General features: G+C 70.6%; 15 protein-coding genes. 13 read left to right on the top strand and 2 right to left on the bottom strand.

All coding sequences use genetic code 11. The features are described 5' to 3' along the window. The first annotated feature begins 138 nt into the window (after positions 1 to 138). The 13 genes from AC099J_RS18665 to AC099J_RS18605 all read left to right on the top strand — a co-directional run bounded on the left by AC099J_RS18665 (position 139) and on the right by AC099J_RS18605 (position 19,556). Positions 139 to 1,176: an aliphatic amidase gene (locus AC099J_RS18665; protein WP_479616783.1), complete on the top strand. Its 1,038-nt coding sequence runs from the start codon at positions 139 to 141 to the stop codon at positions 1,174 to 1,176. Positions 1,177 to 1,261: 85 nt separating this feature from the next. Further along, positions 1,262 to 2,113 (top strand): AAA family ATPase, encoded by an 852-nt coding sequence (locus tag AC099J_RS18660; RefSeq protein ID WP_479616782.1) that lies wholly within the window; start codon positions 1,262 to 1,264, stop codon positions 2,111 to 2,113. Beyond that, positions 2,110 to 3,645 (top strand): nitric oxide reductase activation protein NorD, encoded by a 1,536-nt coding sequence (locus AC099J_RS18655; protein ID WP_479616781.1) that lies wholly within the window; start codon positions 2,110 to 2,112, stop codon positions 3,643 to 3,645. The genes AC099J_RS18660 and AC099J_RS18655 overlap by 4 nt, the downstream gene beginning before the upstream one ends. Positions 3,646 to 3,820: 175 nt before the next feature. Continuing rightward, positions 3,821 to 4,612 carry a TerC family protein gene (locus AC099J_RS18650; RefSeq protein WP_479616780.1) on the top strand — a complete coding sequence of 264 codons (792 nt, stop codon included), beginning with the start codon at positions 3,821 to 3,823 and terminating at the stop codon, positions 4,610 to 4,612. Positions 4,613 to 4,647: 35 nt separating this feature from the next. Further along, on the top strand, positions 4,648 to 4,875 hold the full coding sequence (locus tag AC099J_RS18645) for a hypothetical protein (RefSeq protein WP_479616779.1): 228 nt from the start codon (positions 4,648 to 4,650) through the stop codon (positions 4,873 to 4,875). Positions 4,876 to 4,887: 12 nt separating this feature from the next. Continuing rightward, complete coding sequence (locus AC099J_RS18640) at positions 4,888 to 8,280, top strand: hybrid sensor histidine kinase/response regulator (RefSeq protein WP_479616778.1); 3,393 nt, start codon at positions 4,888 to 4,890, stop codon at positions 8,278 to 8,280. Further along, positions 8,262 to 9,188, top strand: coding sequence for a response regulator (locus AC099J_RS18635; RefSeq protein ID WP_479616777.1), 927 nt, complete (start codon positions 8,262 to 8,264; stop codon positions 9,186 to 9,188). The genes AC099J_RS18640 and AC099J_RS18635 overlap by 19 nt, the downstream gene beginning before the upstream one ends. Before the next feature lie 47 nt (positions 9,189 to 9,235). Beyond that, positions 9,236 to 9,658 carry a hypothetical protein gene (locus AC099J_RS18630; protein ID WP_479616776.1) on the top strand — a complete coding sequence of 141 codons (423 nt, stop codon included), beginning with the start codon at positions 9,236 to 9,238 and terminating at the stop codon, positions 9,656 to 9,658. Between the two features lie 175 nt (positions 9,659 to 9,833). Beyond that, a complete protein-coding gene (locus AC099J_RS18625; protein WP_479616775.1) occupies positions 9,834 to 10,331 on the top strand; it encodes a DUF6152 family protein in 498 nt (165 codons plus the stop codon). 74 nt (positions 10,332 to 10,405) lie between these two features. After that, a complete protein-coding gene (locus tag AC099J_RS18620) occupies positions 10,406 to 12,082 on the top strand; it encodes a FecR family protein (RefSeq protein WP_479616774.1) in 1,677 nt (558 codons plus the stop codon). Beyond that, on the top strand, positions 12,079 to 14,958 hold the full coding sequence (locus AC099J_RS18615; protein WP_479616773.1) for an EAL domain-containing protein: 2,880 nt from the start codon (positions 12,079 to 12,081) through the stop codon (positions 14,956 to 14,958). Before AC099J_RS18620 ends, AC099J_RS18615 begins: the two co-directional genes overlap by 4 nt. 195 nt (positions 14,959 to 15,153) lie before the next feature. Continuing rightward, positions 15,154 to 18,522, top strand: coding sequence for an MHYT domain-containing protein (locus AC099J_RS18610; protein ID WP_479616772.1), 3,369 nt, complete (start codon positions 15,154 to 15,156; stop codon positions 18,520 to 18,522). Continuing rightward, entirely contained in the window at positions 18,519 to 19,556 is a 1,038-nt protein-coding gene (locus tag AC099J_RS18605) for an HD domain-containing phosphohydrolase (RefSeq protein WP_479616771.1), read from the top strand. Before AC099J_RS18610 ends, AC099J_RS18605 begins: the two co-directional genes overlap by 4 nt. Here AC099J_RS18605 and AC099J_RS18600 read toward each other — a convergent pair. Further along, positions 19,525 to 20,967, bottom strand: a complete 1,443-nt coding sequence (locus AC099J_RS18600) for a histidine kinase dimerization/phospho-acceptor domain-containing protein (protein ID WP_479616770.1) — start codon at positions 20,965 to 20,967, stop codon at positions 19,525 to 19,527. The two genes, AC099J_RS18605 and AC099J_RS18600, sit on opposite strands and share 32 nt — an antisense overlap. 35 nt (positions 20,968 to 21,002) lie before the next feature. Next, the gene (locus tag AC099J_RS18595) at positions 21,003 to 21,677 is read right to left on the bottom strand and encodes a response regulator transcription factor (RefSeq protein ID WP_479616769.1); all 675 of its coding nucleotides are present in this window, start codon (positions 21,675 to 21,677) and stop codon (positions 21,003 to 21,005) included. Positions 21,678 to 21,711 lie beyond the last annotated feature (34 nt).

Raw genomic sequence — 21,711 nt, 5'->3', positions numbered from 1 at the left:
ACCGGGTTTGGTGTGCTGCGGTGCAACGAAAGGTATCCCCGACCCTGCGCAGGACGAATACGTCATTCAACGTAGTGCGCTGCGCACAACGCAGGCGAACACTGGTGGCCCGTCATCCACCACACCAGGAGTTCACCGATGCGCCACGGCGACATATCGAGCAGCAAGGACGGCGTCGGCGTGGCCGTCGTCAACTACAAGATGCCGCGTCTGCACACCAAGGCGGAAGTGCTGGCCAACGCGCGCAACATCGCCGAGATGCTGATCGGCATGAAGCGCGGCCTGCCGGGCATGGACCTGGTGGTGTTCCCCGAATACTCCACGCACGGCATCATGTACGACGCCAAGGAGATGTATGAGACGGCCGCCACGGTGCCGGGCGAAGAGACCGAGATCTTCGCCGCCGCCTGCCGGCAGGCCAAGGTGTGGGGCGTGTTCTCGCTGACCGGCGAGCGCCATGAAGACCACCCGAACAAGGCGCCCTACAACACGCTGATCCTCATGAACGACCAGGGCGAGATCGTGCAGAAGTACCGCAAGATCATGCCCTGGGTGCCGGTGGAAGGCTGGTACCCGGGCGACTGCACCTACGTGAGCGACGGCCCCAAGGGCTTGAAGATCAGCCTCATCATCTGCGACGACGGCAACTACCCCGAGATCTGGCGCGACTGCGCGATGAAGGGCGCCGAACTCATCGTGCGCTGCCAGGGCTACATGTACCCGGCCAAGGAGCAGCAGGTGCTGGTCGCCAAGGCCATGGCGTTCATGAACAACGTCTACGTGGCGGTGGCCAATGCGACCGGCTTCGACGGCGTGTATTCGTACTTCGGCCACTCGGCGCTGATCGGCTTCGACGGGCGCACGCTGGGCGAGTGCGGGGAGGAGGAGATGGGCATCAACTACGCGGAGTTTTCGATGCACCTGATCCGCGATGCGCGCAAGAACGGGCAGTCGCAGAACCACCTCTACAAGTTGCTGCACCGCGGCTACACCGGCAAGATCAACTCGGGCGAAGACATGCATGGCGTGGCGGCCTGCCCGTATGGCTTCTATGCCGACTGGATCAAGGACCCGGAGGGCACGCGCAAGCGTGTGGAGGCGTTCACGCGCGGCACGCCGGGCACGCCCGAGTGCCCGATCGAGGGCATTCCGAACCAGCTGCCGGAGCATCGGTGAGCGCCGCGCCGGGCCGCCCCAAGCAAGCTCGCGCCCCCTCGGGGGGCAGCGAACCTCGCGCAGCGGGGAGCGTGGGGGTGCACCGGTGAGCGCCCTGGCGCGGGCGGTGGACAGCCCGGCTGCCGCCCCGCTGGCCGCCCCTTCGTCCGACCCGCTGGCTGCATGGCGCATCACCCGCACGCCCTACTACCGGCCTGTGGGCGACGAGGTCGCGCAGTTCCACGCGGCCCACGCCCTGCGACTGCCCATGCTGCTGAAGGGCCCGGCTGGCTGCGGCAAGACGCGCTTCGTCGAGCACATGGCGCACCAGCTCGACCTGCCGCTGGTGACGGTGGCCTGCCACGAAGACATGACGGCCGGCGACCTGCTGGGCCGCTGGCTGATCGACGCCGACGGCACACGCTGGCAGGACGGGCCGCTGACGCTAGCGGCGCGCCACGGCGCGCTGTGCTACCTGGACGAGCTGATCGAGGCGCGCCCCGATGCGCTGACTGTGTTGCACCCGCTGGCCGACACGCGCCGCGTGTTGCCGCTGGAGCGCAACGGCGAACTGCTGGCGGCGCACGCGCGCTTTCAGCTGGTGGTCTCGTACAACCCGCAGCCGGGGCGCGACCTGCGGCCGGCCACGCGGCAGCGATTCGTCGCCCTGGCGTTCGAGGCGCCGCCGCCTGCTGTCGAGGTCGCCATCGTGGTCCACGAATCAGGCCTGGCGACGGAGCCCGCGATGCGCCTGGTCGGCCTGGCCGAGCGCACGCGCGCACTGGACGCCGAGGCGGTCGAAGCCCTGTCTACCCGCATGCTGGTGCGCACGGCGCAGCTGATGGCGCAGGGGCTGGAGCCGCGCTGGGCCTGCGAGCTGGCGCTGGTGCAGGCATGGTCCGATGCACCCGAGCGCGTGCAGGCGCTGCGCGCGTTGGTGGACGCGTTGTATCCATGACGTTGGACGCGCTGCGGCTGTTGCTGCAGGCGCTCGCGCAGCGCGCTGTCGCGCTGGCCGAGGTGGCTGGCCTGGTGCAGCCCGTGCTGTCCCCTACGCAACTGCTGCTGCCGCAAGACGGCGCGGCCGCGCTGCACCGCGCCGCCACGGCCCATGCGGCAGCCCACCTGCTGCACTCGCGCGCGGGGGCCGATGCGCGGGGCCGCAAGCCACTGGCGCTGGCCGTGCTGTCTGCCGTGGAAGACGCGCGCGTGGAACGCCTGCTGATCGCCGGCCTACCCGGTGTGCGCCGCTGGTTCCTGCCCTTTCTGCCCGCCACGGCGCACAGCGGCCTGGGCTTTGCCGCGTTGATGGCCCGGCTCGACCGCGCGCTGGCCGACCCACAAGCGCACGACAGCCACCATTGGGTGCAGCGCGCGCAGCAGGGCTTCTGGGCGCTGCCGGCCGATGCACCGCCCGCCGAGTTCACGCAGCTGGCCCTGGTGCTGGCCAACATGCTGGGCCAGATGCGCGTGCCGTTCGACACACAGTACCGGCCGCACACCGCGTACCGCGACGACCACAGCTACCTTTGGGACCATGCGCGCAGTGCCGAGGCTGACCCTCTGCCTGTGCCAGCCGGCGCATCGGTCCAGACGGCCAGCAGCCGCACCTACACCGATGCGCAAGCCGCTGGCAACACAGGCGCAGGCGCCGATGCCGAAGCAGTCGTCGTGCTACGCGAACGCCACTACGGCGAATGGCATGACAAGCTGGGCCTGTGGCGCCCGGCCTGGTGCCGCGTGCAGGAACGCAGCCTGGCGCGTCGCAACCCGGTGCCCACCCCACGCCCGCGCCGCCTGCCACTGGCGGCAGAGGGCGAACTGCTGGACCTGTCGGCGGCCGTCACCGCGCTGGCAGACCGCCGCCGGGGCCACATGTGGGATGGGCATGTGTTTCGCCGCACGGCCCCGCCCATGCGCGCCAGCGTGCTGCTGCTGCTCGACCTGTCGCACTCCACGCTGGCGCCGTGGCGGGGCGGCCCGCAGACCGTGCAGGCCGCGCAGCAGCAGGCCGCCCTGTCGCTGGCGCGCCAGCTCGCGGCCCAGGGCGCACGCGTGGCCGTGCACGGCTTCGCCTCCAACGGCCGCGCCGAGGTGGCCTACTGGCGCGCGGTCGACTTCGGCATGGTGTGCGACGCAGCAGCCATTGCCTCGTTGCCGGTGCGCCATTCCACGCGCCTGGGCGCCGCGCTGCGCCACGCGCAGACACTTCTGGCCGAGGAAGCAGGACCGCGCCGCAGCCTGGTGCTGCTGAGCGATGGGGAGCCTTGGGACATCGATGTGTTCGAAGCGGAGCACCTGCTGCACGATGCGCGCCGGGCGGTGGATGCACTGCGCGGCGCTGGCATGCGTGCGCACTGCCTGGCCCTCGATGCCACTGCTTTGGAGTCCGCGCGTTCCGTCTTTGGCAGCACGGGTCTGCGCTTACTCCAGGCCTTCGAACCGTTGACCCGCAGCCTGGCGGCGGTTTGCCGCGCAGCCATCGGCTGAGGGGGCGCATCGGGCTGTTCGGACCACTGACCACTGCGAGGCGCGCGCGCAGACAACAGGGCGCGCGCCTGCTTGCGCCGGGTGATGAATCCCGCAGCGGCATCATGGCTATTGGGGCTGATCGCCGTGGCGCGCTGCATCATGCGCGCCTAAATCAAACGGGGGAAGGTACGTCATGGAAAGTTTGCAGGCCCTTTTTTCGGAGCCCGCTGCCTGGGCCGCGCTCGCAGCCCTGGTGGTCATGGAGATCGTGCTCGGCATCGACAACCTGATCTTCATCTCCATCCTGTCGAACAAGCTTCCGGAATCCCAGCGCAAGCGCGCGCGCCAGATTGGCATCGGCCTGGCGCTCGGCATGCGGCTGCTGCTGCTGTCGATGATTGCGTTTCTGGTCGGGCTCACGGCGCCTGTCTTCGACCTAGGCTGGACCGGCCCCCTCGGCGCCAACGGCGAGCCCACGTTCGAGACCCAGTTCTCCTGGCGCGACCTGATCCTGATCGTCGGTGGCCTGTTCCTGATCTGGAAAGCCACCAAGGAAATCCACCACAACGTCGACCCAGCGCCGACCGGCGACGTGTTCGATACCGGCACGACCGCGAAGATTGGGTTCTCCTCGGTGATCGTCCAGATCATCCTGCTGGACATGGTGTTCTCGGTGGACTCCATCCTGACGGCAGTGGGCATGACGGACAACTTGGCGGTCATGGTGATCGCCGTGATCATCTCCGTCATCGTCATGCTGGTGGCCGCTGAGCCACTGGCCAATTTCATCAACCGCAACCCGACGGTGGTGATGCTGGCGCTCGGCTTCCTGCTGATGATCGGCGCGGTGCTGATCGCCGATGGCTTCGGCGTGTATGTGCCCAAGGGCTACATCTACGCGGCGATGGCGTTCTCGATGGTGGTGGAGATTCTGAACATGCTGTCGCGCCGCGGCAAGCAGCGGGCCACTGAAAAGGCGACCTGACGCAGGCAGAGCGCGACGCGCTCGTCGCCAACCTGATGGCGGCCCGCCGCGCGGTTGCGGCAGCGTTGCGGGCGGCGGACCCTGCGGCCGAACAGGCGGCGCGCCGGGATGTCGATGCCGCCAAGCGCGGGCTCGGCGAACGTGGGCCGGTGTGGTGGACCGACGGCGCGCCGGACCTCAACCGGCATTTGGTCACCAACACGCCGTACGCGGCGTGGCACGGCGCCACGGTGCCCGCGGCCGGGGGTACGTTTATTGCATGAGTTCCCACCTTCATGCACACCACCGAGGCCCCCTCCCCCGCGCCTGCCCAGAAGATCTTCCGCATCCGCCGGGAGTACAACGCCTGGGTCGCCAACGAGACGATGGAGGATTTCTCGCTGCGGTTCACACCGCGGGCGCGGCGCCACTGGTCTGAATTTCGCGTCGCCAACACAGCGCTGGGAGCCGTCTCCTTCCTCGCACTGGAGGCCATTGGCGCCGCCATGGCGCTCAACTACGGCTTTGCCAACGCGCTGTGGGCCATCGTGCTGGTGGGCGCCATCACCTTCCTCACCGCGCTGCCGATCAGCTATTACGCGGCGCGCTACGCCGTCGACATGGACCTGCTCACGCGCGGCGCCGGCTTCGGCTACCTCGGCTCGACCATCACCTCCCTGATCTACGCGAGCTTCACCTTCATCTTCTTCGCGCTGGAGGCGGCCATCATGGCCTCGGCGCTGCAGCTGTACTTCACCAGCTGGTCGATCACGGCCTGCTACCTGCTGTCGTCTCTCGTCGTGATTCCGCTGGTGATGTATGGCATCACCTTCATCAGCCGGCTGCAGTCGTGGACGCAACCCGTCTGGCTGGCGCTGCTGGTGCTGCCGTTCATCGCCATCCTGGTCAAGAGCCCGGGCATCTTCGCGCAGCTGCCGGGGCTGTCGGGCTACACCTCGGGCGAGAGCACGTTCTCCTGGCTGATGTTCGGCTCGGCCGCCACCATGGCGTTCGCGCTGGTGGTGCAGGTCGGCGAGCAGGTGGACTTCCTGCGCTTTCTGCCCGAGAAGACAGCGCAGAACCGCTGGCGCTGGTGGGGCGCGGTGCTGGCCGCCGGGCCGGGCTGGATCGTGCCGGGCATGCTCAAGATGCTGGGCGGCGTGCTGCTGGCCTACCTGGTGCTGCAGATCGAGCTGCCGCTGGACAAGGCGCTCGACCCCACGCAGATGTACCTGGCCGCCTACGGCCTGCTGTTCAGCGACCCGGCGTGGGCGGTGGCCATCACCGTGGTGTTCGTCGTGATCTCGCAGATCAAGATCAACGTGACGAACGCCTACGCCGGCTCGCTGGCATGGTCGAACTTCTTCGCGCGGCTCACGCACAGCCACCCGGGGCGCGTGGTGTGGCTGGTGTTCAACGTGCTGATCGCCATCCTGCTGCTGACGCTGGGCGTGTTCCGCGCGCTCGAAGAAGTGCTGGGCCTGTACGCCAACATCGCCATCGCCTGGGTCGGCGCGCTGGTGGCCGATCTGGTCATCAACAAGCCGCTCGGCCTGTCGCCCAAGGGCATCGAGTTCCAGCGCGCGCATCTGTACGACATCAATCCCGTGGGCGTGGGCGCCACGCTGCTGGCCGGTGCCGTGGGCGTGGCCAGCTATGCCGGTGCGCTGGGGCCGGCGGCGCGCGCCTTCTCGCCGCTGCTGGCGCTGGGCACGGCGCTCGTGGCCGCGCCACTGCTGGCCTGGGCGACACGCGGGCGCTGGTACATCGCGCGGCCGCGTGCGGCGCTGTGGCAGCCGGGCGAGAGCGTGGCCTGCTCGGTCTGCGAGAACCATTTCGAATCGGAAGACATGTCGTTCTGCCCGGCCTATGGCGCGGCCATCTGTTCGCTGTGCTGCACGCTGGAATCGCGCTGCCACGACCGCTGCAAGACCCGGTCCAGCGCGGCCGAGCAGACGCAGGACCTGCTGCGCCGGCTGCTACCTGCCGCGATGGCCCGGGCCATCAACTTTCGGCTGACGCACTACCTCGTGGTGCTGGCCTCGCTGGTGCTGCTGCTGACCACCGTGATGGGGCTGGTCTACTACCAGGACGCGGTGGCGGCCGGGCTGGACGAGGCCGCGCGCGCCGCCATGTTCAGCGGCTTCCAGAAGGTCTACACGCTGGCGTTGTTGCTGCTGGCCGTGGGCGCCTGGTGGGTGGTGCTGGGCGTGGAGAGCCGGCAGGTGGCGCAGGACGAATCGAACCACCAGAACCAGCTGCTGCTGCGCGAGATCGACGCGCACGAGCGCACCGACGCCGCGCTGCAAAAGGCCAAGGAGGTGGCCGAGGCCGCCAACCTGGCCAAGACGCGCTTTGTCACCGGCATGAGCCACGAATTCCGCACGCCGCTCAACAGCATCCTCGGCTATTCGCAGGTGCTGCTGCGCACCGCCGACAGCGAGGCCGTGCGCGGCCCGGTGGCCACCATCCAGCGCAGCGGCCAGCATCTGGCCAGCCTGATCGACGGCATGCTGGACCTGGCCCGTATCGAGGCCGGCCGCATGCGCATCGAGACCTCGGCCATCTCGCTGCGCGATTTTCTGGACGACCTGGTCAAGATGGTCGAGCCGCAGGCCCATGCGAAGGGGCTGGACTTCGTGCTGGAACTTCCCACGCGGGCCCTGCCCTCCTACGTGCAGGCCGATGCCAAGCGGCTGCGCCAGATCCTGCTCAACCTGCTGAGCAATGCCATGAAGTTCACCGCCACCGGCCGCGTGGTGCTGCGGGTGTCGCACCGCATGGAGGTGGCGCGCTTCGAGATCGAAGACACCGGCGCGGGCATCGCCCCGCACGATCTGGAGCGCATCTTTCTGCCGTTCGAGCGCGGCAGCTCGGGCCGCCTGGCGCACGAGCCCGGCACCGGCCTGGGCCTGGCCATCACGCGGCTGTTGACCGACCTAATGGGTGGCGAGCTGTCGGTCGAGAGCACAGTCGGGCGCGGCAGCTGCTTTCGGCTGCGGTTGTACATGCGCGAGCTGACCGCTATCGACCACCACCAGGTGGACAACCACCGCCGCGTGATCGGCTACCGCGGTGAGCGCAAGCGCCTGCTGCTGGTGGACGACCAGCCCGAGCAGCGCCAGCTGATGGCCGCCATCCTGATCCCGCTGGGTTTTGCCACGCAGGAGGCGGCCAGCGGGCCGGAGTGCCTGCAGGCCGTGGCAGCGCACGCGCCCGACATGGTGCTGCTGGACGTGAACATGGGCGAGATGGATGGCTGGATGGCCTGCCGCGCGCTGCGCCAGGCCGGCCATGCCGCGTTGCCGGTGGTGATGGTGTCGGCCAACGTCTTCCATGCGCCCGAGCAGCTGGACGGCAGCGGCTGCAACGGCTTCGTGACCAAGCCGGTGGCCGAGTCCGAATTGCTGGGCCAGCTGGAGCGCCTGCTGCAGCTCGAATGGATCCACGAGGAGCCGCCCGCCCCGGTGCCACGCGAGGCCGCCGAAGCGCTGGCCCATACACTGCCCCACGAGGCCACGGCCGAGCTGATCTGGCTCGCACGCATCGGCGACGTGGGCTCGCTCAAGCGCGGCATCGCGCGCATCGCCGCTGCGGACGCGGCCACCCAACGTGAATGCGACTACCTGCGACAACTGGTCGAGCGGGTCGATCTGGAGAGTCTTTTGCGATGGTTGCAACGGGAATGACGGCGGCGCTGCCACCACAGCAGCGCCTGGTCGTGCAGGTGGTCGACGACGCGCCGGACGCGTTGGGCTTCCTCGTCGACGCACTGGAGGCGGCCGGCTACGGCGTGCTGGTCGCGCGCAGTGGCGAGGCCGCCTTGCAGACGCTGGAATGGGTCACGCCGGACGCAATCCTTCTGGACGCGCTGATGCCCGGGCTGGACGGCTTTGAGACCTGCCGGCGCATCAAGGCCCTGCCCGAGCGCGCCCACGTGCCCATCATCTTCATGACGGCGCTGTCGGAGACGACGCACATCGTGGCCGGCTTCGAGGCCGGCGGGGTGGACTACGTTGTCAAGCCGCTGAAGATCGACGAGGTGCTGGCGCGGCTGGCCACGCATGTGCGCAACGCGCGCGTGTCGCGCCTGGCACGCGAGGCGGTGGACGTGGGCGGCCAGGGCGTGCTACTGCTGGACCACCAGTGCCGCATCGCCTGGCGCTCGCCGCGCGCGGCCGAGTGGCTGCGCCGCTTCACCGGCCGGCCGGCCGAGCAGTGGCCGGCCTTTCTCGACCCGTTGGTGGCGCCACTGCGCGCGGCCGGCGGCGGCGCCGCCCTGCTGGGCACGCAGGGGGGCGAAGACCTGCACCTGCAGTGGATCGGCGCGGCCGGCATGGGCGAGGCGATGGCGCTGCTGCAGGTGCGCGCGCAGGCCAGCTCGCGGCTGCGCGAGGCTGAGCTGACGCCGCGCGAGATCGAGGTGCTTTCTTGGCTGGCAAAGGGCAAGACGAACCGCGACATCGGCGAGATCCTGGGCCTGTCGCCACGCACCGTGAACAAGCACCTGGAGCATGCCTACGCCAAGCTGGGGGTGGAGACACGCGCCTCGGCCGCCGCGTTGATGACACGCGAAGGTGCACGGCCGGAAGGTTGATCAGGGCATTCGCACGCCCTGCCGATGCCGGTGCGAAGATGCCGCGCATGGACGCTTTTGCCCCGCTGGCCAGCCACCCCTGGGCCTACCCGGCCCTGGAGGTGGTGCACATCGTCGGCATCGCGCTGCTGCTGGGCAACCTGGTGGCGCTGGAATGCCGCGTCTTCGGCGCCGCTGCCGCGCTGGCGCCTGAAGTGCTGGCCCGGCTGTCGCTCACGCTGGCGGCCGCCGGCTTTGGGCTGATCGCCACCAGCGGCCTGCTGATGTTCGCCACGCAGCCAGCAGAGTTGCTGGCCAACCGCATCTTCGTCATCAAGATGGGCCTTTTGATGCTGGCCGGCTGCAATGCGGCGTGGTTCCACGGCCGCGATTCGCTGCGCCGGCTGGACGGGCTGGCCAAGGTGCAGATGGCGCTGTCCACCCTGGTGTGGCTGGCCGTCGTGGCCTGCGGCCGCTGGATCGCTTACTGAATGAAATGAAACACCCCCAGTCTGCGCGCTGCGCGCTCCGCCAAACCCCCTGTGCTGCGCGAGGGGGGGCGCACCCAACGGCCTCGCAGAGCCAGTACCGCGGGTGCCCTGGCATGGCCTGCTCCGCGGCCATCGGGGTTGCCGGACCATCCCACCCACCACCAGGAGAACTGCCATGCACCTGACCCGCCGCCACTTCACGGCACTCGCCGCTTACGGCACTGTGGGCACCTTGGGCACGCTGGGCGCCCGCCCCGCGCTGGCCCACCACGGCTGGAGCAGCTTCGACCAGGACCGGCCGGTCTACCTGGAGGGCCAGGTCGTCACCAGCCGCTGGCGCAACCCCCACGCCGAACTGGTGCTGGAGGTGCCGCCCGATCTGGCGTTGCCGGCCGACTTGAAGCAGCGCCCGCTTCCAGCCCAATCCGCCGGCATCGACGGCGCCGCGCTGCTGGCCAAGGCTGCAGTGCCCACCCGCAAGGACCGGCGCTGGGAGATCGAGCTGGCGCCATTGACCCGCATGCAGGCCTGGCAGGTGGCCGAGATCAAAGCCGGTGCGCGCATTGCTGTCGTGGGCTTCACCTTCAAGGGTGAACAGGGCGACGCCGTGCTGCGGGTGGAATACCTGTTCGCCGACGGCAAAGCCTACGGACTGCGCTCCAGCCCCGCCTGACGGTAGCTGCGGGTGGGGGAGGAGCGGGTATCGCCTCCTAGAATTGTTGCCACAACCCCCCATGATCAGCACCCATGCGCCTGCGATCTCCCCTCGTCCACACCGTGTCGTGGTGGATGTTGTTCGCACTGGCCCTGTGGTGCTTGCCGGCCCGCGCGGCGGAGTTCGTCTACACCGTCCAGCCAGGCGACCACCTGTGGAACATCTCCCAGCGCTACCTGCGCTCGCCGGCCCTGGCGCAGCCGCTGCTCGAGCTGAACGGCATTGCCGACGAACGCCGGATGCTGCCCGGCACCCGCGTGCGCATCCCCGAGCGCTGGCTGCGGCTGGAGACCGCCGGCGTGCGCCTGCTGGCGTTCAGCGGCGATGTCAGCGTGCTGCCCGAGGGCTCAGGCGCCCGCGCCCCGGTGCTGGGTGAGATGCTGCAGCCCCCGCTGCGCCTGCGAACCGGCAGCGCCGCCAGTGCCAGCCTGCAGTTCGCCGACGGTTCGCGCGTGCTGCTGCTGCAGGATTCCGAGCTTGGCCTGCGCCAGGCCGCCACCAGGCAGCTGGACCGGGCCGGCGCCGTGACGCTGGACTTGCTGCGCGGTGGCATGGAAAACGAAGTGACACCGCGCCCTCCGAAAGGCAGCCGCTTCGAGATCCACACGCCGGCTGCCATCGCGGGCGTGCGCGGCACGCGCTTTCGGGTGCACACCTGGTATGAGGACGGCGCGCCGCGCGCGCGCAGCGAGGTGCTGGAGGGCACCGTCCACTTCGGCAACGCCAGCGGCGCAGTGCTGGCCCAGGCAGCCCAGGGCAGCGTGGCCGGCCGCGGCCAGGCGCCCACTGCGCCCGTGGCGCTGCTGCCGGCGCCCGACCTGACCGGCCTGCCGGAGGTTGCCGAGCGGTTGCCGCTGGACCTGGCGTTCGCGCCGCTGGCAGGTGCTGCCGGCTACCGCAGCCAGATCGCGCCGGATGCCGCCTTCCAGGTCACGCTGTCCGACCAGACCAGCCCAAGCCCCCGCGTGCGTGGCCTGGCGCTGCCCGACGGCCGCTATGTGCTGCGCGTGCGCGGCGTCGACGCCCAGGGGTTGGAAGGCCGCTCGGCGCAGCGCGAGCTGCAGGTGCACACCCAGCCGGTGCCGCCGCTGCAGATCGAGCCCGCGCCCGGCAGCATCACATCGCGCGCACGGCCCGCGTTCCGCTGGACGGTGCTGGCCCGTTCCAGTGGCTACCGGCTGCAAGTGCGCACTGCCGGCGACGACCGACTGCTGGTGGACCGCCAGGTGGACGCCAGCGGCCAGGCCGCACCCGATCAGGACCTGCCGCCCGGCGTCTACCAGTGGCGCGTGGCCACCCTGGACGCCGATGCCCGGCAAGGACCCTTCAGTGACGCTCAGGGCTTTCGGGTGGTCGCGCCCGGCCCGCAGGCGCAGGCCGTGACTGGCACGCCCGGCCAGCCGCTGGGGGCACCGGGCGCCCTGACGCTGCGTTGGAGCCCGCCTGCCGGCGTTGCCGGCTACCGCGTGCAGCTGGCGGGCGAGGCCGGCTTCGAGGCGCCCCTGCGCGAGACGCAGACCGCCCAGCCCGAATGGACGCTGCAGGGCCTGGCGCCCGGCGCCTACGAGGTCCGCGTGCAGGCGCTGGAGGCCGACGGCACCGCGTTGCCCTGGGGCGAGGCACAGAGCTTTCGCGTGCCAGAACCGCCCCCGCCGCCGCCTTCACCGGCGCTGTGGCTGCTGCCGCTGCTGCCCCTGCTGCTGCTATGACCGCGCTGCCCAGTTCGCCGGTGCGCGACTGGCAGGTCTGGCCCGCACGGCTATGGCGCTGGTGTGCCCGTGCGCCGTGGTGGTGGGCTGGCCTGGTGACCGCGCTGGTGCTCGGCGCGACCAACCTTGCAGGCATGCACCGGCTGAACCTGCTGGCCTACGACCTGCTGTTGCCCAACGCGCACCCCTCGCCACAGGCGCCGTTGGTGATCGCCATCGACGACCGCAGCCTGGCCCAGTTGGGCAGCTGGCCGTGGCCGCGCGCGCTGCACGCCCGCCTGGTCGACCGGCTGACCGACGCTGGCGCCAGCAGCATCGGCTTTGCCGTGCTCTTCGCCGAACCCGACCGGGCCAACCCGGAGAGCGACGCCGCCCTGGCCGCCGCCATGACCCGCCACGGCCGGGTGGCACTGGCCGTGTCACCGGCCCGCCAGCCGGACGGCAGCATCGCCAGCGCGCCACTGCTGCCGGCGCTGGCCCACCAGCCGGCGCACCTCTGGCTCGGCCACATCGACGTCGAGATCGACCTGGATGGCCGCACGCGCAGCCTGTTCCTGCATGCCGGATTGCACCAGCCCGACCTGCCGGCCCTGGCACTGGCCGTGCACCAGCTGGCCCAGCCGGGCGCAGGCGGCAGCGGCGGCGCCATGCCGGCGTCGGGCAGCGCGCTTGCCCGCTCGGGCGGCTGGATGCGCCGCGACGAAGTGTTTCCGCCGCGCGTGGCGTTGCAGGACGCCATGCCCTTCATCGATGCGCTCGACCACCCGGCGCTGGCCGATCGCGTGCGCGGGCGCAGCGTGTTCATCGGCGTGACCGCCAGCGGCCTGGGCGGCTACCTGGCCACGCCGCTGGCGCCTGCCGCGCACATGCCGCTGCCGGCGCTGACGCTGCACGCGATGGCCTTCGATGCCTTGCAGTCCCAGCGGCTGATCACCCCGGCGCCGCCCTGGATCGCGCTGCTGTTCGCGATGGCCACCATCAGCAGCCTGGCGCTGTGGCCACGCCAGGACGGTCGCGACCCGACGTTGGTGCGCGTGATGCTGGCCGCCGCGCTGCTGGCCACGCCGGTGCTCGTCAGCGGCGTGCTGCTGCAGCTGGGCCGCGTGTGGCTGCCGCCGGCGCTGAGCCTGGTGGCGCTGGCGGTGGCCCTGGCGTTCTGGGAGGCCGGCAAGCTGCGCGCCATCAACCGCAAGCTGCAGCGTTCGCGCCAGCACGCCCAGGCTGCGCTGCAGGCGATCGACGAGGCGGTGATGACTGTGGAAGGCCCGTGCCATACCGTGCGCTTTGCCAACCCGACAGCGCTGCTGCAGGCCTCGCCCCACCCCCTGGCGGGCGCGTCAGTACACGAGGCCTACCCGCTGGACGCCGCCAGCCATGAGCAGTTGCGCATCGCCATCACCACCAGCATGGCCCAGGCGCACAGCGTGCACCTGCGCGAGCTGCTGCGGCTGGATACACCGGAAGACCCGCGCGTGCTGCGGGCCACCGTGAACCCGCTGCGCAGCCCCACCGGCGGCGTCGACGGCGCGGTGCTGGTGTTTACCGACGTGACGGGCGCGCTGGCCGCCGCCCAGGAGCGCGAGCACGCCGCCACGCACGACGCGTTGACCGGCCTGCCCAACCGCCTGATGCTGCAAGAGCGCCTGCAGCTGACGCTGTCGCGCGTGCAGCGCCAGGGCAGCACGGCGGCCATCCTGTTCGTGGACCTGGACCGCTTCAAGCACATCAACGACACCCTGGGCCACCATACCGGCGACGAAGTGCTCAAGGTGCTGGCGCGCCGGCTGCGCGACCTGTGCCGCGACACCGACACCGTGGCGCGCTGGGGCGGTGACGAGTTCGCGCTGATCCTGGAGGATGTGGCCGGCCCCGAGGGCGCGGCGCAGGCGGCGGCCAAGATCGTCGATGCGCTGTCCTGGGACATTGCACTGGGGCCCGAATTCAACCACCGCCGCCTGCCCAGCGCGGGCAGCGTGGGCGTGGTCATCGTGCCGCGCGATGGCACGCAGATCGACGAGCTGCTGTCCAAGGCCGACATGGCCATGTACCGCGCCAAGGCCCAGCCCAAGGCCAGCTTCCACATCTGGGCGGCCGACATCAACGCCCGCATGCACGACCGCCTGGCCATGGAGGTGGAGCTGCGGCAGAGCCTGCGCGCCAACCAGCTGGTGCTGCACTACCAGCCGCAGTACACGCTGGGCGAGCGGCGGCTGGTGGGCATGGAGGCGCTGATGCGCTGGGAGCGCAGGCCGGGCGAGCTGCTGCAGCCGGTGGACTTCATCCACGTGGCCGAGGAGTCGGGCCTGATCCTGGACATCGGCGCCTGGGCCGTGCTGCAGGCCGCGCGCCAGGTCGCCGCCTGGCTGCAGGCCGGGCTGCCGCCCACGCCGGTGTCCGTGAACGTGTCGGGCCGCCAGTGCATGAACGGTGACCTGGTGCAGGTGGTGCGCAGGGCGCTGCACGAGACGCGCATCCCGTCGCACCTGCTGCGCCTGGAGATCACCGAATCCACGGCGATGGCCGAGGGCGACCATGTGATCGGCCTGCTGCACGAGATCCGGGCCCTGGGCGTGGCCCTGTCGCTGGACGACTTCGGCACCGGCTACTCCTCGCTGGCCTACCTGCGGCACTGCCCGATCGACGAGATCAAGATCGACGGCTCGTTCGTGCGCGCCTTGCCCGACAGCCGCGACGACGCCGCCATCGTGCATGCCACCATCGCGCTGGCCCACGGCCTGGGGCTGCAGGTCGTGGCCGAAGGCGTGGAGACCCAGGCGCAGATCGCGTTCCTGACCGAATGCGGATGCAACGCGGCCCAGGGCTTCCTGTACGGCCAGCCCGAGCCGGCCGATCGGGCCACACGACGGCTGGGGTAAGCACGCCTGCGCGCGGGGCCGCAGCGCCCCCGTCAAGGGCGCGCACCCTGTCAGGCCCGCCAAACCCGTCACACCACTGCGACAACCGGCGCGCGCAAGCCGCAATCTGTGCGGTGCTGCACATAGGGAATTCGCGCAACCAGCGACCATGTCCAAAGAAGAATCTGCTTAGGAATAATCCTAGTTGCCCATTTGATGGACGAAAAGACGCTGTACGCAGGCCTGGGGCGCTGGTTCCTGCTGCAGGAGCCTGCGCCCTCGCAGCTCGTGGCCGGTGCCTACAACCCCTGGTTGGTCACGCTCTCGCTGGTGGTGGCGATGGCCGCCTCCAGCGTGGCGCTGCAACTGGCCGGCGAGGCGCGCCGTGCGCCGGCCGGCCTGAACCGGCAGGTGGCGCTGGGCACCGGGGCCATTTCGCTGGCAGCCGGTGTCTGGGCGATGCACTTCATCGGCATGGTGGCGTTCCAGCTGTGCGCCGATGTCGACTACGACCCCGGCATCACCCTGCTCTCGGTCGTGCCCAGCCTGGCGGCCTCGGCGGTGGCATTGCACATGCTGGCGCGCCCGCAGATCACCAACGGCCAGCTGGCGCTGGGCGGTGTGCTGGTGGGCGCGGGCATCGGCGCCATGCACTACGGCGGCATGCTGGCCATGCAGACGGCACCGCAGCTGATGTTCGACCTCTGGTGGTTCATCGCCTCGATCGGCGTGGCCATGGGGCTGGCCGTGCTGGCGCTGTGGATCCGGTTCGGGCTGGAGGGGCACGCACGACTGGGCCAGCGCTTCACACGCGCGCTGGCCGGTGTGGTGATGGGGCTGGCGGTCGCCGGCATGCACTACACCGGCATGGCGGCGGCAAGGTTCATGGGCGAGACCGACCCGGCCTTCGACCCGGCGCAGGACTCGCACCTGGTGCTGGCGCTGTGCATCGCCGTGGTCGCCGTGGTGATCGGCGCGGCGGCCGTCACCGTGCAGGCCGTGCTGCGCCACTACCGGCTGGCGCAGAAGCTCAAGGGCAGCCAGGCGCAATACCGCGCGCTGATCGACAACATGCCCGGCGTGGCGTTTCGCAGCGAGGCCCGCGCGCAGGCGCGCATGTTGTTCGTCAGCGACCGCATCGAGACGCTGACCGGCTGGGCGGCCACCGCGTTCACCGAGGGCCGGCTGCGCCACGACGACCTGGTGCTGCCCGCTGACCGCCCGCACGTGGCCGATGCCATGGCGCAGGCGCTGGCGCGCGACCAGCCCTACGCGGTGGAATACCGCATCCGCCAGCGCGGCGGCGCCGAGCGCTGGATCAGCGAGACCGCGCGCGGCGTGCGCAACGCCCACGGTGAACTGCAGTGGGTGGACGGCGTGATGCTGGACGTGACCGAGGCCCGGCTGCGCAATGCCGAGTTCGAAACCGTGGCGACGGCGCTGGACGGCGCACTCGCGGTGTTGGAGGTGGCACCGGACGGCCGCATCCTGCGGGCCAACGACAACTACCTGGCCATGGTCGGCTACGCGCGTGGCGAACTGGTCGGCCAGCCGCTGCGCAGCGTGCTGCCGCCCGAGTTGATCGCCAGTGGCGAGTACGAACGCAACTTCGCCGCGCTGCGCCGTGGCGAGATCGTGGCAGGCGAGTTCCGGCTGCTGGGCAAGGCCGGCCGCGCCGGTGGGCGCGAGATCTGGGTGCAGGGCAGCTACAACCCGGTGTTCGACACGCGCGGCCGACTGGTCAAGGTGATGGCCTTCGAGACCGACGTCACGCTGCGCAAGACCATGGAGCGCGAACTGCGCCAGGCCAAGGCGCGGGCCGAGCAGGCGGCCGCAGCGCGCAGCTCGTTCCTGGCCAACATGAGCCACGAGATCCGCACGCCGATGAACGCCATCCTGGGCTTCATCGACGTGCTGCTGGTCACCGCGCTGGCCCCCACGCAGCGGCGCCACCTGGAGACAGTGCGCAACGCAGCGCAGTCGCTGCTGGGACTGCTGAACGCCATCCTGGACACGGCCAAGCTGGAGAAGGGCGCGGTCGAGCTGGAGGTGCAGGACTTCTCGCTGCGCGTGCTGTGCGAGCAAGTGGCCGCCGCGATGCGCCTGTCGGCCCAGAAGAAAGACCTGGAGCTGGTGTTGGACTACCCGGCCGCACAGGCCGAGTTCTACCGGGGCGATGCGCTGCGCATCCAGCAGGTGCTGGTGAACCTGGTTGGCAACGCGATCAAGTTCACCGCACAGGGCGGCGTCACGATCGAGGTGCGGCAGCGCGCATCCTCGACCGTGATCGCCATCGTCGACACCGGCATCGGCATTGCGCCCGACCGCGTCGAGCGCATCTTCGACGCCTTCGCGCAGGCCGACGCCACCATCACGCGCCAGTTCGGCGGCACGGGCCTGGGCACCACGATCGCACGCCAGCTGACCGAACTGATGGGCGGTCGCATCGCGGTGCACAGCCAGGTCGGTGCCGGCAGCCGCTTCGAGGTGCACCTGCCGCTGGCGCACGGCCAGGCGCCGCAGCAGGTGCACGACGCCCCCGCCATATGGCTGCCGCCGTTGGACATCCTCGTCGCCGACGATGTGCCGCAGAACATCGAGCTGCTGGAGCTGCTGCTGCAGGCCGAGGGCCACCGGGTGCACAGCGCGCGCAACGGCCACGAGGCCATGGACCTGCTGCGCGAGAACCGGTTCGACGCCGTACTCATGGACATGCACATGCCGCAGATGGACGGTCTGGACGCCACGCGCGCCCTGCGCGCGCTGGAGCGTGAGCAGGGCCGCACGCCGACCCCGGTGATCGCGCTGACCGCCAGCGTGCAGGCAGCCGACCGCCGCGCCGCGTTGAAGTCCGGCATGGACGGCTTTGCCACCAAGCCGGTGGTGCCGGCCCTGCTGTTCGCGGAGATCGCCCGCGCACTGGGCATGCAGTCGGCCATTGCCACCGTGCCCGGCCTGCTGACCGCCGCAGTGATGCAGGCGCCGCCCAGCCAGACCATCGACTGGCTGCAGGGCCTCGCGCTATGGCAGACGCCGGAGCGGTTGCGCGCGGCGATCGGCAACTTCCTGGCGGCGCAGGGCGAGACGGCGCGCGTGCTGCACGAGTGCCTGGCGCAGGAAGACCACCTCGCGCTGGGCGCGTTGGCGCACCGGATCTCGGGCGCGGCCGGCAACCTGGCCCTGGCCAGCCTGCACCTGGCGGCCCAGGCGCTGGAACGCGCCGCCCGCGCCCGCAACACCTGCGCCGCACGGCCCGCCGTGCAGGCCGTGGTGGCGCAGCTGAAGGCCGTGGCCGAGGCCTTGCCGCTGGGCAGCGGCAGCACCGCGCACGGGCCGCTGACCGGCCCCACCCGATCCGCATGGCTGGACCACGGCAGCGTGCACGCCGACCTGGACGTCCTGCAGCGCGCGCTGTCGCGCCATGCGCTGGACGAGGACGCCCTGCAGCAGCTCAGCGAGGCACTGCCGCCCGATGCCGTCCAACCCCTGCTGGACGCGATCGACAACTTCGACTTCCAGCGCGCCATCGCGTGTGTCGGCGCACTGCGCGACAGCCTCGAAGCGCCCACACCGCACGGCACATGATCTCGCTCTCAGCCCCCGCCGACCGCCGCCCCAAGCTGCTGCTCGTGGACGACGAACCCACCAACCTGCAGGTGCTGCGCGGCATCCTGCAGGCCGACTTCCGACTGCTGTACGCACGCGATGGCGCCACGGCGCTGAAGCTGGCCCGCACCGACCGGCCGGACCTGCTGCTGCTGGACGTGATGATGCCGGGCATGAGCGGCCACGCCGTGTGCCAGGCGCTGAAGGCGGACCCGGCGACGGCCGGTATTCCGGTCATCTTCGTCACCACGCTCACCGATGCCGGCGACGAGGCGCACGGCTTCGACGTGGGCGCGGTGGACTACATCACCAAGCCGGTCAGCCCACCGGTGGTGCGCGCGCGTGTGCGCACCCATCTGTCTCTGGTGCGGATGGACGAGTTGAAGGACTCGCGGCTGGAGATCGTGCAGCGGCTGGGCCGCGCAGCCGAGTACAAGGACAACGAGACCGGCCAGCATGTGCTGCGCATGAGCCACTACGCCCAGGCGTTGTCGCTGGCGGTGGGCTTCGATGCGCGCGACGCCGAAGACCTGCTGCACGCCGCGCCGATGCACGACGTCGGCAAGATCGGCATTCCGGACCACATCCTGCGCAAGCCGCAGAGCCTGACGCCGGCGGAGTGGACGGTGATGCGCACGCACGCCAGCATCGGCGCCGACATCATCGGCCAGCACGGCGTCGGTGTGCTGGGCATGGCTGGTCGGATCGCGTTGCGGCACCACGAAAAGTGGAACGGCAAGGGCTACCCGGACGGCCTGGCCGGGGCGGCCATTCCGCTGGAGGCGCGCATCGTCGCCATCGCCGACGTCTTCGATGCGCTGACCAGCGTGCGGCCCTACAAGACGGCCTGGTCGGTCGAGGATGCGGTGGCGCTGCTGCGGCGCGAGAGCGGCGAGCATTTCGACCCGCAGCTGACCGAACCGTTCATCGGCATCCTGCCGCGCGTGATGGAGATCCGCCAGCGCTTTGCGGACGAGCCGGTCACGGATGCAACCGACGCGCCAGCGCACTGAGCCTCGCCCGGCCGCCTGAAGCGCCGCGCACCGAAGGCGAAGCCGAAGGGTCGTCTTCAGCCTGGCCCGGCACCTCCGGGGCGGCCTTCGGAAAGCCCACCCGCCAGCAGCGCGTGAAGCCCGCCGGCGGCGGCGCATCGTCGAAGCGGGCGCCGTGCACGGCGGCGATCTTGCGCACCACGCGCAGGCCCAGGCCCAGACCGCCGATGGCGCGGCGCGGCGCGGCCGGTGGGTGCGGCCGGTGGTCGCCGTCGTCACAGACTTGCAGCGTGCGTGACTGAATGTCCACCTGCACCTCCACCAGCGTGCCGGGCGGCGTATGGTGCAGCGCGTTTTCGATCAGGTTGCGCAGCAGCAGCTCCAGCAGCAGCGGGTGGCCGCGCAAGGGCAGCGGTGCGTCGGCCCGCAGCGAGAGCTCATGGCCGGTCTCGAGCGCGGCCGGCACGAAGCCGGCCACCACCTGGCGCGCCAGCTCGCCCAGCTCCAGTGCCACCACCACCTCGCTCCACTCGGCACGGCTGGCACGCGCCAGCGCCAGCACCTCGTCCAGTACCTGGGCGGCCCGGCCGGTGTCGCGCGTCAGCTGCTCCAGCAGCGCGGCGCGCTCGTCGACACTGTCGGTGTCGCGCAGGCCACGCGTCTGCAGCACGATGGAGGCCAGCGGCGTGCGCAGCTCGTGCGCCATCTCGTTGGCCAGTTCGCGCTCGCTCGCAAGGGCCGCCTGGTAGCGCTGCGCCAGCAGGTTGATGGAGGCCACCACGGCCTGGAATTCCCGCTCCGGGTGGGCGTTGCGCAGCGGCGCGGGCTGGTGGATGTCCAGCGCGTCCACGTCGTCGGACAGCACGTACAGCGGCCGCAGTCCACGTCGGATCGCCAGGCCCAGCAGCAATGCCACCACCGGCAACAGCCAGATGCCCGGCCCGGCCACGTGCAGCGCGATGTCGTTGGCCAGGGCGTCTCGCTCGGCCAGGTTCAGCAGCACCATGACCTTGCGCTCGCGGGCCGCGCTGTCCCAACGGGCGAAGCCGCGCCACGCCTCGACCGGCTGGCCGAGCTGCAGCGTGGCGAAACCTTCGTCCGGCGTGAACGGCGGCAGCGGTGCCTCGCCGGTGCGCGCCAGCACCTGGCCTTGCGCATCCCACACCAACACGCTGAGCGACTGCTGGTAGTGGTGGCTCTTGAGCAAGGGCTGTCCCGACAGCTGCGCTGCCGGTGTCCGCTCGCGGAACTGCCAGCCGCCCTGCGCCAGCAGCAGCGAGGCGACGCCCGCCAGTTGGCCATCGGTCAGTTCATCCGCCTCATGTTGGCCGGCCATGTAGCCCAGCGCGATGAAGCTGGCCCACACCAGCACCAGCGCGCTGAGCGACCAGGCCAACAGCTGGCGCAGCAGGGAACGACGCAACGTCTTCATGTCAAGTTTCCACACAGACTGGGGCGTGTTCCATTTCACTCGGGCGCGAAATAGCCAACGCCGCGGACCGTGCGGATCACGCCCTCGCCCAGCTTCTTGCGCAGGTGGTGTACGTGCACCTCGATGGCGTTGCTGTCCAGCGCCTCGTTCCAGTTATAGAGCTTGGCCTCGATCTGCGCGCGTGACAGCACCCGCGGGCGCACCTCCAACAAGGCTAGCAGCACGCCGAACTCGCGTGCCGACAGATCGACCGCCACGCCGCCCTGTTGCACGGTGCGCGTCGCCGGATCGAGGGCCAGCGCGCCGCAGTGCAGCTGCGGCTGCGCCCGGCCGGCCGCGCGGCGACGCAGGGCGCGCATGCGGGCGGCCAACTCGTCGGGGTCGAAGGGCTTGGTCAGGTAGTCGTCGGCGCCGAGGTCCAGCCCCACGATGCGCGAGGCGATCTGGTCGCGTGCCGTCATGATCAACACCGGCGTGTCGCGCCCGCTGGCGCACGCGGCAGCCCCCTGGCGCAGCCGGCGCAGCAGCGTGCTGCCATCGCCATCGCGCAGGCCCAGGTCGAGCAGCACCATCTCGAACGGCTCGGCGCTGAGCGCGGCCCATCCGTGCGCCACGCTGTCGCACACATCCACCGCCCAGCCCAGCCGGCCAAGGTGCGCCCGCAGGCCCTGGGCGATGCCCTCGTCGTCTTCCACCACCAGTACGCGCATCTCAGCGCCTCCCGGCCGCCCGAAGGCGTTGAAG

It is taken from the genome of Rhodoferax sp. RT4P68 (assembly GCF_056521305.1).
Note: the sequence above shows the minus strand (reverse complement) of the source record. Positions and strands in the feature narration are given on the sequence as shown.

What these genes read in the sequence shown, in the direction of transcription:
- AC099J_RS18665 (WP_479616783.1), top strand. Translation starts at nt 139, where the DNA reads ATGCGCCACGGCGACATATCGAGCAGCAAGGACGGCGTCGGCGTGGCC.
- AC099J_RS18655 (WP_479616781.1), top strand. Translation starts at nt 2,110, where the DNA reads ATGACGTTGGACGCGCTGCGGCTGTTGCTGCAGGCGCTCGCGCAGCGC.
- AC099J_RS18650 (WP_479616780.1), top strand. Translation starts at nt 3,821, where the DNA reads ATGGAAAGTTTGCAGGCCCTTTTTTCGGAGCCCGCTGCCTGGGCCGCG.
- AC099J_RS18645 (WP_479616779.1), top strand. Translation starts at nt 4,648, where the DNA reads ATGGCGGCCCGCCGCGCGGTTGCGGCAGCGTTGCGGGCGGCGGACCCT.
- AC099J_RS18640 (WP_479616778.1), top strand. Translation starts at nt 4,888, where the DNA reads ATGCACACCACCGAGGCCCCCTCCCCCGCGCCTGCCCAGAAGATCTTC.
- AC099J_RS18635 (WP_479616777.1), top strand. Translation starts at nt 8,262, where the DNA reads ATGGTTGCAACGGGAATGACGGCGGCGCTGCCACCACAGCAGCGCCTG.
- AC099J_RS18630 (WP_479616776.1), top strand. Translation starts at nt 9,236, where the DNA reads ATGGACGCTTTTGCCCCGCTGGCCAGCCACCCCTGGGCCTACCCGGCC.
- AC099J_RS18625 (WP_479616775.1), top strand. Translation starts at nt 9,834, where the DNA reads ATGCACCTGACCCGCCGCCACTTCACGGCACTCGCCGCTTACGGCACT.
- AC099J_RS18620 (WP_479616774.1), top strand. Translation starts at nt 10,406, where the DNA reads ATGCGCCTGCGATCTCCCCTCGTCCACACCGTGTCGTGGTGGATGTTG.
- AC099J_RS18615 (WP_479616773.1), top strand. Translation starts at nt 12,079, where the DNA reads ATGACCGCGCTGCCCAGTTCGCCGGTGCGCGACTGGCAGGTCTGGCCC.
- AC099J_RS18610 (WP_479616772.1), top strand. Translation starts at nt 15,154, where the DNA reads ATGGACGAAAAGACGCTGTACGCAGGCCTGGGGCGCTGGTTCCTGCTG.
- AC099J_RS18605 (WP_479616771.1), top strand. Translation starts at nt 18,519, where the DNA reads ATGATCTCGCTCTCAGCCCCCGCCGACCGCCGCCCCAAGCTGCTGCTC.
- AC099J_RS18600 (WP_479616770.1), bottom strand. Translation starts at nt 20,967, where the DNA reads ATGAAGACGTTGCGTCGTTCCCTGCTGCGCCAGCTGTTGGCCTGGTCG.
- AC099J_RS18595 (WP_479616769.1), bottom strand. Translation starts at nt 21,677, where the DNA reads ATGCGCGTACTGGTGGTGGAAGACGACGAGGGCATCGCCCAGGGCCTG.